The following is a 14832-nucleotide window of genomic DNA, read 5'->3' on the forward strand; positions in this document are numbered from 1 at the left end:
AGCCGGACACCTTCGGCCACGCGTGGACAGTGCCGCAGATCCTGAAGCAGGCCGGGATTGATTACTATTACTTCTGTCGCTGTGGCAAGGGCATACCGCTGTTCTGGTGGGAAGCGCCGGACGGCTCGCGCGTGCTCGCCTACAATCTGGGCTGGTACAATGCCGACGTGACCCCGGCGATCGGCAATCTCCCCCTGGAATACGAGCGCGCCTTCGACATTTCTGAGTCGCTGCACGTCTATGGCGTCGGCGACCACGGCGGCGGGCCCACGCGCGGCTACATCGAGGCGGCGTTGGAACTTCAGCGCCGGCTCATCTTCCCCCGGGTGAAGTTCTCCACCGCCCAGGGCTTTTTCGACAGAGTGCTATCACAAAACACGGAGTTCCCGGTCGTGCGCGACGAGCTGAACACCACGTTCGAGGGCTGCTACACCACCCACGCCGACATCAAGCTGTGGAATCGCACCAGCGAGAATCTGCTGCCGACCGCCGAGGCGTTCGCCACGCTGGCCGCGGCTTACGGTCGCGACTACCCGCGCGATGATTTCGTCACTGCCTGGCGCAACACGTGCTTCAACCAGTTCCACGACATCTTCGACGGGTCCGCGATCCACGAGTCCTACGACTACTCGCGCGGGCTCTTCGAGGAAGCATCGAAGCTCGGCAGCGACGCGCTGTACGGCGCGCTCGCGACCTTGGCGGCGCGCGTGGACACCCGCGGCCGGGGGGTGGCGGTCGTCGTATTCAATCCCGTGGCGTGGGACCGGGCCGATGCGGTCACCGCTAGCCTTGACCTCCCCTCGGGGACGCTCGCGGTGCGCGTCACCGATGACCGCGGCAGGGACCTGCCGGCACAGGTCGCGGGCCGCGATGCGGAGACAGGACTGCTCCTGGTCAGCTTCGCGGCGGAGGTGCCGTCGCTGGGCTATCGCGTGTTTCATGTCCAGCCGCAGCAAGCGGCGAGCGCCCCGACAGCGGGCGCCGCGGCGGACGATTCGGGCCGCATCGAGAACGAATTCTGGCGCGTGCAGGTGGACCTGTCGAACGGCACCGTCACCAGCATCTACGACAAGCGCCGGCGCCTGGAGTTGATCCCGCCGGGCGAACGCGCCAACCTGCTCCAGGCGCTGTTCGAGAAGCCGCACGGCATGTCGGCGTGGACCATCGGGGAAATCAGCCGTACCGAGGACCTCGACGGGCCCGCGCAGGTCCGGGTCGTGGAAACCGGCCCGGCGCGCGCGGCCGTTCGCGTCACGCGCACGTGGCGCGACTCGACGTTCACGCACGATATCACGCTCTACGCGGACGCCGAGCGTATTGACTTCATCACCACCGCCGACTGGCGCGAGATCGGCACGCCGCAGGCGGATTTTCCGATGATCAAGGTCGCCTTCCCCGTGGCCCTCAGCCGCGCCCAGGCAAACTTCGAGATACCGTTCGGGAGCATCGCGCGCGCATCCGACGGCCGCGAGGTGCCGGCGCTGAAATGGATTGATCTCTCCGGCATCGCCGCCGGCGGCGCCGACTACGGTCTCAGCCTGCTCAACGACAGCAAGTACGGTCACGACGTCAAGGGCGGCGTGATGCGCCTAACCTTGCTGCGCTGCTCATACGACCCTGACCCCCGACCGGATGAAGGCGAGCACCATTTCACGTATTCCCTGTATCCCCACGCGGGCGGCTGGCGCCAGGCGGACACGGTTCGTCGCGGCTACGAGTTGAACAACCCCCTGATCGCCTTGGCGGAGCCGGCACATGCGGGAGAGCTGCCGGCGAGCGAATCGTTCCTGCGCGTCGAGCCGGACGGCCTCATCGTCACCGCCCTCAAGCGCGCCGAGGACTCGGACGACGTCATCCTGCGGTTCTATGAATCCGAGGGCGCCGCGGTCCGAGCGCGCATCGTTCCCGGCTTCGCCTGGGCCGGCGCGGCGGAGGTGAATCTCATGGAGGCGCCCACCGGAGCCGCGATTGACGCGGGCGGCTCCGAGATCCGTCTCAACGTCAACCCGTGGGAGATCAAGACCCTGCGCCTTGGCCGGTGAGTCGGGGGAGTAAGGTGAGCGGCCATCTGGATGTCGGGCGCGTTCCCATAGCCGTCGCTGTGGGGCGCCGCTTCGTTGTGGCCCCGATGCGGCAATTGAACCGCAGAGCACACAGAGCACGCAGAGAAGACCTCCGGCGTGCGGCCTCGGCCCTATGGAGTGCGGCGCTTCACCTGTCCTGAGCGGAGTCGAACGGAGCGCCGCTTTTGCGCCGGCCGCGGGATCTGCAACCGCGCGGGAAACATTAGCCGCCGATCCACGCGGATTCACACCGATCAAGTGAGGATGATCTAGGGCGGGCCAGCTCCTTCGACAAGCTCAGGCTCGCCGGTTTACTGAACCGCAGAGAACGCAGGAAGCCCTCGCCGTGGATGACAGAGTGTAGGGGCGGCCCGAGCCTGCCCTGAGGACCCTCGAAGGGTGGCCGCCCGAATTCTGGGACTGGGTGACGCCGCCCTACAGCGCACGCTGCCATCGTCGGCCAGCGATTGTAGGGGCACAGCACGTGGCTAGGCTTCGCCGCCACCCCGGCCCGGAGGGCCTACGCACTGTGCCCCTATCCCAGCGCTCTGGACGGCTGTCCAGACCCGTGGGCGACGTAGTCCAGCAGCCGTCGTGGTGTTGACACCCGTCTCCCTCGTGGCTATGATGTGCGCGGTCCGGTCGCGATTCCCTGCTGTCCCGAGGGGAACATGCCTGAGCTGGCGCCCTGCCGCCGAGAGGCCGCACTCATACCGCCGCAGGACCCGTCTGCGGGTGGCCACACGTCCGCCCGCCCACCGGCCCGCGCGCCCTTCGCGCCCGCGGGCCGTTTTCGCTTCTCCGACCTCCGCGCTCAGCGACATTCACAGTTGCGCGGCATGCATCACACCGCTCAAAATGGGTGGCTGTCCCTAGTTTCTAGGAACTCGGGTGCGCCCCACGGGAAATGTGGGAACGCGGCCCAAGCGGCTCAACCCAGCGGAGTGACGCGCGACGAACGTCGCGCAGAAGAGAGGCGCGCGCGGGATAATGAAGAAGATCGCGGGGAGCGCAAGACGTGTTGTGGGCGTTGGGAAGCGCTTCTTGGACGTGATAGGAGTAACGGTCGTCGGCATCGAGTTCGCGCGAGATGTAGCGGAGGGTGATACTCTGGTGGAGGCGGCCGACGAAACGGCTCGTCGAATGACGTTTGCTGATGATGTAGAGGCAGGTGCGGCGAAGTGCAGACAGCCCATCGATGCGGGACTTGATACTCTGCAGCAACGATACTCGAACTGGATCTTGAGGCGCGCGGGAGAAGATCCAGAAGAGTAGACGATGATCGGGGAGGAAATGGCGCGACCAGGTGCGACGCGCGCAGCGCAGGGCTGGGGGACGGACGACGGGTGCGAAATCGAAGATACGCTGCCTCGTGACAGCACCCGACGGGCTTGACCGAAAGATATGATGAACTGCGACAGAAGGCAGACCATTCCCAAGCTCATTGAGTTGATGAAGGATCCGGAGCATTTCGTGCGGCGGGAGGCCGCACGGCGGCTCGGCGAATTCGAGGATCAGTGGGTTGTTGATGTGCTCATAACGGCGCTCCGGGATCCGAACGACGAGGTGCGCAGGCAGGCAGCCTTCAGTCTGAAACGCCTTCGCGATCCCAAGTCGCTGTTCGCCCTGTACGAGCTGTGGGAGGCGCCCGGCTGCTTCCATCAGGTGCTTGAGGAAGCGTTGGATGCAGCGCGCGAGGTGGGCCTGCACAACCTCCATTACCTGGCCGAGGTCATTGGCGGTGAAGACTATGACCTCGCGGCCAAGGCCGCGTCTGTGCTCGGAGAGGTGCAACATCCGAGGGCAGTCGAGTTGCTCCTGGAGGCCATCCACCACCCGAACTTCGAAGTCAACGTCGCGGCGGGCGTAGCCCTCGCCAGGCACAACGATTCGAGTGCGCGCCAGCGGCTGTTGAGCAAGCTAGACGACTCGGAGGAGGATGTCCGCGCCGATGTCGCCTTTGCGCTGGCGTTCATGGATGAGATGCGCGCCTACGATACGCTAATGGCGCTCCTGAAGAGCGATGATTCGTGGCTGCGGATGAAAGCGGTTCACGCTCTGGGAACACTGCATGCGTGGCCCATGCCAACATCTCTTCTGGGCTCGCTGTACGTGAAGCTGGCGCGGGTTCTGGGGAGACCAGAGCGACCGAGACAGCTCGCGCTCTTGGTCACCGCGCTGCAAGATGAGCACGACTTGGTGCGACGCCGCGCCGCGTGGGCCTTGGGCTTCATCGGTCAGGGGCGATGGCCCGGTCCAAAGATCGACGCCAGCGCCAGCGTGCGCCCTTTGATTCACGCTTGTCTTAACGACCCGAGTCCGCAAGTGCGAGCAGAGGCGGCGCATGCGCTCGGACAACTCCGGTCGCGAGAAGCTACAGCGCCGTTGCTGCAAACAGTCCAGCACGATGAGGACATCAATGTCCGGATCAACGCGGCTTATGGGTTGGGCGATCTCGAGGATCCTACGCCGGTCGAACCACTCATTAAGCTACTGAAGGAGGACCCCGATCCGCGTATGCGAGCCGCGGCGGCAGGTGCCCTGGGGGAATTGAGGGACAAGCGGGCGTCGCAGCCGTTGAGAGACGCAATGCTGGACGACGACCCCGATGTGCGCCTCTCCGCCTATGACGCGTGGATTGAGACGCCCGTGAATCCTCCTGTCTAGGCCCGGCAGAGGCTGTGCTTGTCAAGTCACTATGGGACATCTATCAGATCAGGGGAAGACGCCCTCGGGTAAATTAGGGTAAATTAGGGACAGTCACCTATTTCGCTGGTTAATTAGGGTTAATTAGGGACAGTCACCTATTTTGCCGGCGTTGTGGTATAGTGTGGGCATGCCACGAGTTGCCAGAATCGTCGCGCCCGGAGTGCCGTATCACGTCACCCAGCGAGGTAACAACCGTCAAGACGTGTTCTTCGCGGACGATGATCGGCGCTTCTACCTGGCGCTGCTCAAGGAACAGGCGCGGGGCTACGGGCTGGTGGTGCTCGGCTACTGCCTGATGCCGAATCACCTGCATCTGGTGGTGACGCCGCGCGCAGCTGACTCGCTGGCGAAGGCGATCGGGAGAACGCATTTCATCTACACCCAGTACATCAACCGGCTGCACGGGCGCAGCGGGCATTTGTGGCACGGCCGGTTCTACTCGTGCGCGCTGGACGAGGCGCACTGTTGGGCGGCACTGTGCTACGTTGAGCGTAACCCGGTGCGGGCGGGGCTGGTGGCGCGCGCGTGGCGCTACGAGTGGTCGAGCGCGGCGGCGCATTGCGGGAGGACTGACCGCAGTCGTCTGCTCGACCTCAAGCAGTGGAGCCAGACATGGGACGCGCGGCGATGGAAGCAGTGGCTGGTGCGGCCCGAAGACGACGAGCGGATGCGGCAGGTGCGAGCCCATACGGGGACGGGGCGACCGCTCGGGTCGGACCGTTTCGTGAGTAGGCTTGAGCGAATATTGGGCCGCCGGGTTCGTCCGCTGCCCGTCGGCCGTCCGAGAAAAGCCGCGGAGGACGAAAATAGGTGACTGTCCCTATTTTCAAATAGGTGACTGTCCCTATTTTCTCCGGGAAAGACTGCGCTGGCTCTGGCCGCTCGCGTTCGTGACATATGTCGCCGCTTATTATGGGTGGGCATGGAACATCCGCGTCGAGCCCGCTCTGGCCAACGCTTTTCGGGTAAGCTCCGTGCTGGTCTTCTCGTGCATTCTCGGCGCCCTACAGCTGGCTTCTGGCAGAGGCCGCTGGATCGAGGCAATCGCCACCGTTGAGGGTGTGCTCATTGTCGGGACCATGGGCGAGCTTTGGCTAGGTGCAAGGGAGGTGGCGTGGCTTACAATTACACTCATCTCCGCGAGCCTTCTGTACTACTGGCTGCTCGACACGAGACGTGCAGTCGCGGCCGTGGCCGTCCTCGTTGCGGGTATCGTGCCGGGTGCGCTCACCATTGTCGCGGCGGCGGATGCAGTTGGTAGCGCAACCCTGGCCCTCCTGTATCTACAAGTCGCCTACGGTGTTTTAGCATTGCCGGCTGTGTTGCTCGCGGCGCGAGTGCTTACCCGGCGCCCGAGGGGGACGCTTGTCGATCGCGTCGGCACCGAATCGTAAGGAAACGCCTGGCGTCGCGCCAGTAGGTTCCCCCAAACGGGCATGACGGCTGTGCCTCTGAGTAGCATCGCAAGCAAAGCGATCATCCTTGCGGCCGGGATCGTCATACTGGCCGCCATGGCATTTCAACGCCCGCGCGACGCGACGGAGTCGCCGGAATGGCAAATCGCTGCGGCAGGCCCCGTGACTGCCGCAGCAATATCCTCGGCACAAGGCGGCAACGGCGCGCACGCTGAGCCACAGACGGAACCCACCGCAGGTCGCCACGCAGTCACTCGTGACGCGAGGGATGAGCCACAGCGCCTGAACCGGCCCTTTGCGGAAGACGCCAAGGCCATCGAAGCCCGCGCCCAGGCGCATATGGACAAGGCATATGAACTGGCGGATAGAGGGGACATGGAAGGCGCCCTCCGCGAGTTGCGCGCGATCCCCGAGGAATGCCCCAGCAGCGAGCAAGGCGCTATGGCACACTACCAGATCGGTGTCGCCCTCCAGGCGTCGGGCAAATACGACGAAGCCGTCACGGAGTTCGAGCGCCTGGCGCACCTATCCCGCACAACGCCCCTAGCCGATTCCCCCGCCTTCCTCCGCCTCCCCTGGGACTTGCAGACCGGCAACCTCCTCTCCACCTTCATCGAGGTCGCTTCCACCGCGGCAGAGCGCCCGTCCTACCCCCCGGACCCCACTTCCCCCATGCCTTGGATTCCTTGACACTGCTCCATGCGGATGGGTATACTGGATGGGTATACTGGACTTAGGGTAGCGTCATTCTTCACCGCCTTCACCATCCGACTGACGTCAACCTTGGTGGGAGGTATCTGTGGCATCGGTAGTCGAAGTGCGCGGGCTGACGAAGGTCTATCGCTCCTTCCTCGGGGGCACGGGCGTGCGCGCCCTCAACGATCTCACGCTTGACGTCAACGAGGGTGAGACGTTCGGTATCGTGGGGCCCAACGGGTCAGGCAAGACGACGTGCCTCAAACTACTGCTGGGGCTGATCTACCCGACGGCGGGGAACGCCAAGCTGTTCGGCTACAACGTGGGCGACGGGCGTGGGAAGCGCCTCATCGGGTATATGCCGGAGGCGCCCTATTTCTACGACCACCTGACGGGCGAGCAGCTCCTGCGCTACATGGCGCAGTTCTTCGGCCTCAAGGCCGCGGAGCAGAAGGCGCGCGTTGACGACCTGCTCAATCTGGTGGGCATGACGGAGCGGCGCGATATGTTGCTGCGGCACTACTCGCGCGGCATGCTCCAGCGCATTGGCCTGGCCCAGGCGCTGCTCAACGATCCCCAATTGCTCATTCTGGACGAGCCGACCTCGGGCCTCGACCCGGTCGGGGCGTACCAGATCCGCAGCCTGATCGTGGAGTTGAATCGGCGCGGCAAGACGATCCTGTTGTGCAGCCACCTGCTCAACGAGGTGGAGGCGGTGTGCGACCGCGTCGGGGTGCTCTACCGGGGCAACCTCAAGGCATGCGGCACGCTGGACGAACTCCTGCCGCCGCCCTCCGAGGTGGTGCTCGTCGTTGCGGGCCTGGAGGCGCCGGCGGTGGCGAGGATCGAGGAACTGGGCGCGGCATGCGCGCCCACCGACGGCATGGTGCGGATTACCGCGCCGCCGGACAAATCCCAACAGCTGCTGGAACTGGTGCAGCGCGACGGGGGCACGCTGCACGAGATGCAGCGCCCGCGCATGACGCTCGAGCAAGTATTCATGGACATGGTGCGAGAGGAGGCGGAATAAATGCGCAGCATCTTCGTCATCGCCCGAAACACCGTCTCCGAGGCGCTCAGCCGCATCATACTCCAGGTCATCTTGGTCTTTGCGATCATGTTCCTGGTCATCGGCTTCTTCTTCACCTACATGACGCCGGGTGAAGAGGACAAGATGCTCAAGGACCTCGGCCTGACGGTCATCACCGTGTTCGGCCTGCTGATCGCCATATTCATGGGCATGAGCCTGGTGCAGCCCGAGGTGGAGCGGCGCACGATCTACGCGCTGCTCGCGAAGCCGGTGCGGCGCATCGAGTTCCTGTTGGGCAAGTATCTTGGGGCGCTTGTGGTACTGGCCCTGTGCCTGCTCATTATGGGCGCCGTTCTCGTCGTCGCTCTGTACCTCAAGCAGCAGATATGGAGCCCCCAGTTGTTCATCGCCCTGATCGGCACGTTCCTGTCGCTCATGATCATGACCGCACTCGTGCTCATGATCAGCACCTTCGCGTCATCGTTGATGGCGGTCGTCTCCGGGTTCCTGTTCTGGTCGGTCGGGTACGGTCAGATCTACATAAAGCAGCTTGCCGAGCACGCCGACAACCCCGTATCCCAGTGGGCGCTGCTGGCGATGAACGTGATCCTGCCGAACTTCATGCGTCTCGACCAGCGTCTCGCCGTGGTGGACGGCATACCGATCTCGACGGTAGTCATCGGCTTGATGGCTGGATATGCGGTGCTCTACACGGTCGTCGTCATCGCCATCGCCGCGGTTCTGTTCTACGAACGAGAGATGTAGCTCGGTAGCGGTGCCTCGGCGCGGGGCTGGCGCCCGCTCCGAGCCCTGTTGCACGAAAGAGAGTTGCTAACCGATGCGTAGCCCTGCGCACAAGCGGTTCAGGTGGGTCATCCTCCCCGCGCTGGCCTTGTTCGTGCTGCTCTACCCGATCGGTCTGCGGATAGAGAATGACCGGTTCTACCCCAAGGAGTATCATCAGCCCATCTACAACGTCCGCGAGGGGGGCACGATCGCGATCATGGCCATGATGGGCGGCTTCCGCCCCATGGCCGCCAACCTGCTGTGGCTCAAGGCCGACCAGTACTGGCACATGGGAGCGAGCGGCTGGTGGCGGATGGTGCCGGTGCTGCAGACGATCTGCGAGTTGGATCCGCATTTCATTGACGCGTGGTCAACCTTCGGCTGGCACTGCGCGTGGAACATCTACGCCGACGCGCCGGACGAAGACAAGCCCAAATGGGTGGAGACCGGCATAGCGGTCTACGAGCGCGGCATCCGCTTCAACCCGGACCGCTACGACCTCTACAAGGACCTCGCCTGGCTCTATCACGACAAGCTGAAGGACTACGAGCGGGCGATTCCGGCATGGCAGGAAACGCTCAAGCACCCCGATGCGCCCATGTACGTGCGCCACATGCTCGCCCACTGCTACGAGATCACGTGGCAAGTTGACAAGGCGGTCGCAACCTGGGAGGAATGTCTGCGCATTGACCCCAAGGACCACGTCGCCATATCGGCGGTCAAGTGGTGGGAGGAGCAGACGAGCAGCCCGGACAAGCTCAACGCCGAGCTGCGGCGCATCCTGGAGCGCGAGAACAAGATCCGCAAGAGCCGCCGCCTGCCCATGATGGAGCAGCCGTTCAGCATCCGGTAGGTTGCGCGATGCTGCGGCACCCGAGTGCGGCGCCGCTCCCGACTCCGGCTGCGCCGTAGGGCGTCGGGAAGGAGCCCGCTGCTGGCCCGCGAGCTGACACCGCCACCGAGGATGAGGACCGTGCCCCGCTGCCGCGCTCTGCTCGTCGCCAACTCCGCTTCCGGCCTCGGCCGCACCGGGCGTCTGGCGTCCGCTATCGGGGCCGGGCTGAGCGCGCGCGGCGTCGAGGCCGAACTAGCGCTCTCGGGCACGCCCGTGAGCGCGGGCGAGGCCGCCGCGGCGGCGGTCGCCCGCGGCTGCGACCGGGTCGTCGTCGCCGGCGGCGACGGCACCATCAACTCGGTTGTCGGAGCCCTCGCCTACACCCCGACTGCCCTGGGAGTCGTCCCCACCGGCATGGCCAACGCGTTCGCCCGCGAGTTGGGCATACCGCTGACATATGACGCGGCGTGCGACATCGCCGCAGCCGGCGCGACGCGCACCGTTGATCTCGCGCGAGCAGGCGACCGCCACTTCGCTCTGATGGCGGGCGTCGGGTTCGATGCCGATGTCGTGGCCCACGTCAGTCTCCGCCTCAAGCGCCTGATCGGGCCCGGGGCATACGTCCTTGCGGGCCTGGCCGGGCTGCCTCGCTTCCGTCCCAGGAAACTGAGGCTGTCCTGGGACGAGGGCGAGATGGTGACGCGCGCGCTGATGGTCGTGGCGGCGAACACGGCGCAGTACACATATCACTGGCGGATCGCCCCGGCGGCCAGGCCGGACGATGGCCTCCTCGACGTCGTCGTGTTCGGCTGCCGCCGCGCGCTTGATCCGGCGGCGCACGCGGTCGGCGCGCTGACCCGGCGCCACATGAGGCACCCGGGCGTCGTGACGTGGCGCACGCGCAGACTGCGGGTCGAGTGCGAATCGCCGCTCCCCCTTCAGATAGACGGCGACGTCGCAGGCGTCACGCCGATCGAGATGGAAATCCTGCCCGGCGCGCTGAAGGTGCTCGCACCGCGAGCGCGCGCCCACACAAGCCCATGAGGCAACGCCACCACCACAGCTCCGCTGCGCCGAACCGGCTGCCCGAGATTCGCGGCGCGCGTATCGGGACCGACGAGGCGGGCAAGGGCGATTACTTCGGGTACCTTGTCATCGCCGCCGTCTATCTTGAGCCGGACCAGGATGATTCACTGCGTGAAATGGGCGTTCGCGATTCCAAGCGTATGTCCGACAGCGTCGTCCGGCGCGTCGCGGGGACGTTGAAGGCCCAGGTCGCGCACGACGTCGTGCGCATTTCACCGAGTCGCTATAATGAGCTCTACGCGAAGTTGCGCAACCTCAATCGCCTGCTCGCGTGGGGCCACGCGCGGGCCATCGAGAACCTGCTCGAGCGCGCTTCTGCGCCCCTGGTCGTGTCGGACCAGTTCGGCGACGAGCAATGGCTCCGCGAAGCGCTGATGCGCAAGGGGCGGCAGGTGACCCTGGTCCAGGCCCCGCGCGCGGAGCAGGACTCGGCCGTCGCGGCGGCCTCGATCCTGGCACGGTCGGTGTTCCTCGAGACCCTGGAGGCGCTCTCGGCCGAGGTCAAGGTCTCGCTGCCCAAGGGATCAACGCACGTCATCGAGACCGCGAGGGATCTGTGGCGCCGAGGCGGCGAAGACCTGCTCGGGCAGGTGGCCAAGCTGCATTTCCGCGTCACGAAGAGCCTCCGCCAGGTCCCGATGGGAGACTAGGCCGGGAGCGCACAGGCTTTGCGCGGATAGCCCTGCATCAAATGACCTCTCCAGAGCCGGTGCGAACAGCACGTGCGCCCGGTCGTCCTTCAGCGCACGCAAGCATCCATCGCCCCCCGTCGGGGATGTCGCACGCGTCGGCAGTTCGGTCTTCACGCGGTGGAACACGAGGGGAGAAGGTCATTTCCTGTAAACATATGTTTCCCTCGAACCGCTGTGGAAGCTTGCGCCGGGTGTGGAAAACCTGTATTGTATTATGTCGTGGACCTGCCGGGGGCTGCGGGTGTGGCATTCTGCAGGCGCGCTCCAAGGGGCGCAGGGCGTCTTGAGCGTGTTGCCCGGGGCGCGACGGCAGCGGTTGGGGGATCAGTTAGCGAGGTTCGTGCATTAGGGAAGGACGCAAGAGACAGCGGGGCACCTCCCAAACGAACCTCGTCCGGAAGAGTCTACGTGTATTACCCGCGCTGCGGTGATACACGAGACGCTATAGCATATGGGAAAGCCAATCATAATCGTCGAGTCGCCGGCGAAGACGCGCACGTTGAGCACCTTTGTGGGGTCCGGTTATGAAATAGCCGCCTCCATGGGCCACGTGCGCGACCTCCCGCCGAAGAAGCTCGGGGTGGATGTCGAGAAGGATTTCGCCCCCGAATATGAACTCCTCGCGGATCGCAAGTCCACCCTGAGCCAGCTTCGGAGCAAGGTCAAGGCCGCCGATGAGGTCTACCTCGCCTCCGACCCCGATCGTGAAGGTGAGGCCATCGCGTGGCATCTGACGCAGGCCCTGAAGATCGCCAATCCCAAGCGCATCGAGTTCAACGAGATCACCCGCCGCGCGGTGCAGCGGGCATTGGAGCATCCGCGCGAGATTGACATGCGGCGGGTCAACGCGCAGCAGGCGCGGCGCGTCCTGGATCGGCTGGTCGGATACAAGCTCAGTCCGCTGCTGATGCGCAAGCTGCGCCGCCGGGCTCTCAGCGCGGGGCGCGTGCAATCCGTGGCGGTCAAGCTGGTCTGTGACCGCGAGCGCGAGATCGAGGCGTTCGACGCACAGGAGTACTGGGATATCTTCGCCCACTTGACCCCGGCGGGCGAGGAGGAGCCGTTTCGCGCGAAACTGGTGCAGATTGACGGCGCCAAGGCCGCGGTCGGCGACGCCGAACGGGCGGCGGAAGTCTGCGCTGATGCCCGCGGGCAAGAGTACCGCGTCGCGCGCGTGAAGCGGTCGGAGAGGAAGCGCGGCCCGCTGCCGCCCTTCATCACCTCGACGCTGCAGCAAGATGCGTTCAACCGGCTCGGCATGTCGGCGCGGCGCACGATGGTCGTCGCGCAACAGCTCTATGAGGGATTGGAACTCGGCGCTCAAGGCTCGGTGGGATTGATAACGTACATGCGCACGGACTCGACGCGCGTCGCGGCGGAGGCCCAGGCGGAGGCGCGCGAACACGTCGCGGCGGAGCTTGGCCCCGATTACGTCCCCGAGCGGCCGCGCCACTTCGCCGCCCGCAAGGGCGCGCAGGAGGCTCACGAGGCCATTCGACCGACGTCCGTCGCGCTCGACCCCGACGCGGTGGCGCAGTACCTCAACCGCGATCAACTCCGCCTCTACCGGCTGATATGGTCGCGATTCGTGGCGAGTCAGATGGCCGATGCGACTCTGGATGTCATGGTCGTCGACGCCGCCGGGGGGCCGTATCTGTTCCGCGTCACCGGGCAGGCGGTGACTTTCCCCGGCTTCATGCGCGTCTATTCGCCGACGAAGAAGATCCAGGAAGAGGAACAGATCAAGCTGCCGGCACTCCAGGAGGGGCAAGCGTTGCGCTTGCTCGACATTGAGACGACGCAGAAGTTCACGCAGCCGCCCCCGCGCTACACCGAGGCAAGCCTGGTGCGAGCGCTGGAGGCCAAGGGCATCGGCAGGCCGAGCACCTACGCGCCGATTCTCGCCACCATTCGCGAGCGGGGCTACATCTATCTCGATGCGAAGCATCTGCGCCCGACGGACTTGGGATGCGTAATCACCGACCAGTTGTCGGAGCACTTTCCCCGTATCATGGACGTGGAGTTCACGGCGCGTGTCGAGGAGCAGCTCGACCGCGTCGAGCAGGGCGAGGAGGACTGGGTCGCGCTGCTGCGGACGTTTTACGGCCCGTTCGAGGAATCGCTGGAACAGGCCGAGGAGAAGATGGGCCCGGTGCGCATGCCGGTGCGGGAAACAGAGGAGAAATGCCCGGAGTGCGGAAAGCCACTAGTAATCCGCACCGGCAAGCGCGGGCCGTTTCTCCATTGCAGCGGCTTTCCCGCGTGCCGTTACTCGGTATCGCTCGGGGATGATGAGAAACCCCGGCCTGCCGCGCAGCCGACGGATCAGGTCTGCGCTGAGTGCGGGCGCCCCATGCTGTTGCGCACGGGGCGGCGTGGGCAATTTCTGGGCTGTTCCGGATATCCGGAGTGCAAGCACACGCGGCCGCTCGACGAGCAGGGCGAGCCTGACGCGCCGCAGACACCGTGCCCGGAGTGCGGCCGGCCGCTGGTGCTGCGGCGCAGCCGCAGGGGGCCGTTCCTGGGTTGCACGGGGTATCCGGAATGCAAGCACACGGAACGGCCGCCGCGCGCGCCGCGGGAAGAGCCGATTCCGACCGGCGAGAGCTGTGAACTCTGCGGCGAACCGATGGTCACGCGCAAAGGACGGCGCGGGGCCTTTGCGGGGTGCTCGGCGTACCCGAAATGCCGAAACACTCGTCCCCTCGAAGAAGGGGAACTGCGGGAGCCTGAGTCGGTGACGCAGGCCGAACCCGAGGGCTCCTGACCGCCGCGACAACCCTTCATGGATGCGGCGGGAGGAGACTATCCGTGATCTGTCAGCGGTGCGGCGCGGTCAATCCTTCCGACCGCCGTGCATGCGGACGATGCGGGCTGGTGTTCGAGACGGCGCAGCGGCGGCGGCCGCGGCGCACGACGGCTTCGCAGCGTCGGCGCATCTGGCGCACCGTGATCCTCGGGCTGCTCGGCGGCGGCGCCGGTTACGCCTATGCCTTTCTGGCCGTGCCGGGCACGCAGGCCCCTGCCGCGGGCGCCGCCATCGTCTTCACGGCTATCTGCTTGGTAGCCGGATTGCTCATCGGATACATGCCGCAGGCCGCGTGGCGCCTTTTCCTGCGCGGCATCTTCACCGTGCACCTCGTGCTCGTTTCGCGCATTGCTCGATCCAATGCTCGCCGCCTCATCGCGGCGCAGCGCAGGGCGATTGAAGACGACCCGAGCGACGCCGAGGCCCACCATCGTCTCGCCCTGCTCGAGTGGGTTGCGGGCCAACGTCCGGCGGCGACCCAACATATGGAGACCGCCTACGAACTGACCGAAGACGACCCCGTGGTGGCGCACAACACGGGCATCATCGCCGCACACAGGGAGGACCACCCACGGGCTCTCGAGTTGCTTCGGCGAGCCGCCCAGGCGCTGCCGGCATCGCCCCCCGTCCAGGCTAACGTGGCCTATGCGTTGATCCAATCCGAGCAGCACGACGAGGCGCTCGCGGCGGTGGAAGCGGGCCTGCGGCTGG

General features: G+C 65.5%; 13 protein-coding genes. All 13 read left to right on the forward strand.

What is annotated here, in order from left to right:
• A partial coding sequence (locus JSV65_16565; GenBank protein UCH34132.1) for an alpha-mannosidase occupies positions 1–2042 on the forward strand: 2042 nt, incomplete at its 5' end.
• Between the two features lie 1011 nt (positions 2043–3053).
• Positions 3054–3338: a hypothetical protein gene (locus JSV65_16570; protein UCH34133.1), complete on the forward strand. Its 285-nt coding sequence runs from the start codon at positions 3054–3056 to the stop codon at positions 3336–3338.
• Positions 3339–3467: 129 nt separating this feature from the next.
• Positions 3468–4730 carry a HEAT repeat domain-containing protein gene (locus JSV65_16575; GenBank protein UCH34134.1) on the forward strand — a complete coding sequence of 421 codons (1263 nt, stop codon included), beginning with the start codon at positions 3468–3470 and terminating at the stop codon, positions 4728–4730.
• A gap of 169 nt (positions 4731–4899) precedes the next feature.
• Positions 4900–5586, forward strand: coding sequence for a transposase (locus tag JSV65_16580; GenBank protein UCH34135.1), 687 nt, complete (start codon positions 4900–4902; stop codon positions 5584–5586).
• 160 nt (positions 5587–5746) lie between these two features.
• Positions 5747–6166 (forward strand): hypothetical protein, encoded by a 420-nt coding sequence (locus tag JSV65_16585; protein ID UCH34136.1) that lies wholly within the window; start codon positions 5747–5749, stop codon positions 6164–6166.
• 51 nt (positions 6167–6217) lie between these two features.
• Positions 6218–6877: a hypothetical protein gene (locus JSV65_16590; GenBank protein UCH34137.1), complete on the forward strand. Its 660-nt coding sequence runs from the start codon at positions 6218–6220 to the stop codon at positions 6875–6877.
• A gap of 109 nt (positions 6878–6986) precedes the next feature.
• Positions 6987–7913: an ABC transporter ATP-binding protein gene (locus tag JSV65_16595; GenBank protein UCH34138.1), complete on the forward strand. Its 927-nt coding sequence runs from the start codon at positions 6987–6989 to the stop codon at positions 7911–7913.
• Positions 7914–8678 (forward strand): ABC transporter permease subunit, encoded by a 765-nt coding sequence (locus JSV65_16600; GenBank protein ID UCH34139.1) that lies wholly within the window; start codon positions 7914–7916, stop codon positions 8676–8678.
• A gap of 73 nt (positions 8679–8751) precedes the next feature.
• A complete protein-coding gene (locus JSV65_16605) occupies positions 8752–9552 on the forward strand; it encodes a tetratricopeptide repeat protein (GenBank protein ID UCH34140.1) in 801 nt (266 codons plus the stop codon).
• Between the two features lie 120 nt (positions 9553–9672).
• Positions 9673–10578: a diacylglycerol kinase family lipid kinase gene (locus JSV65_16610; protein ID UCH34141.1), complete on the forward strand. Its 906-nt coding sequence runs from the start codon at positions 9673–9675 to the stop codon at positions 10576–10578.
• Positions 10575–11270 carry a ribonuclease HIII gene (gene rnhC / locus JSV65_16615; GenBank protein ID UCH34142.1) on the forward strand — a complete coding sequence of 232 codons (696 nt, stop codon included), beginning with the start codon at positions 10575–10577 and terminating at the stop codon, positions 11268–11270. Before JSV65_16610 ends, rnhC begins: the two co-directional genes overlap by 4 nt.
• Positions 11271–11763: 493 nt before the next feature.
• A complete protein-coding gene (gene topA, locus JSV65_16620) occupies positions 11764–14079 on the forward strand; it encodes a type I DNA topoisomerase (protein ID UCH34143.1) in 2316 nt (771 codons plus the stop codon).
• A gap of 44 nt (positions 14080–14123) precedes the next feature.
• The coding region (locus JSV65_16625; protein ID UCH34144.1) for a hypothetical protein at positions 14124–14832 on the forward strand (709 nt) is incomplete at its 3' end.

The sequence above is a fragment of the Armatimonadota bacterium genome (assembly GCA_020354555.1).
Lineage (GTDB): Bacteria > Armatimonadota > Hebobacteria.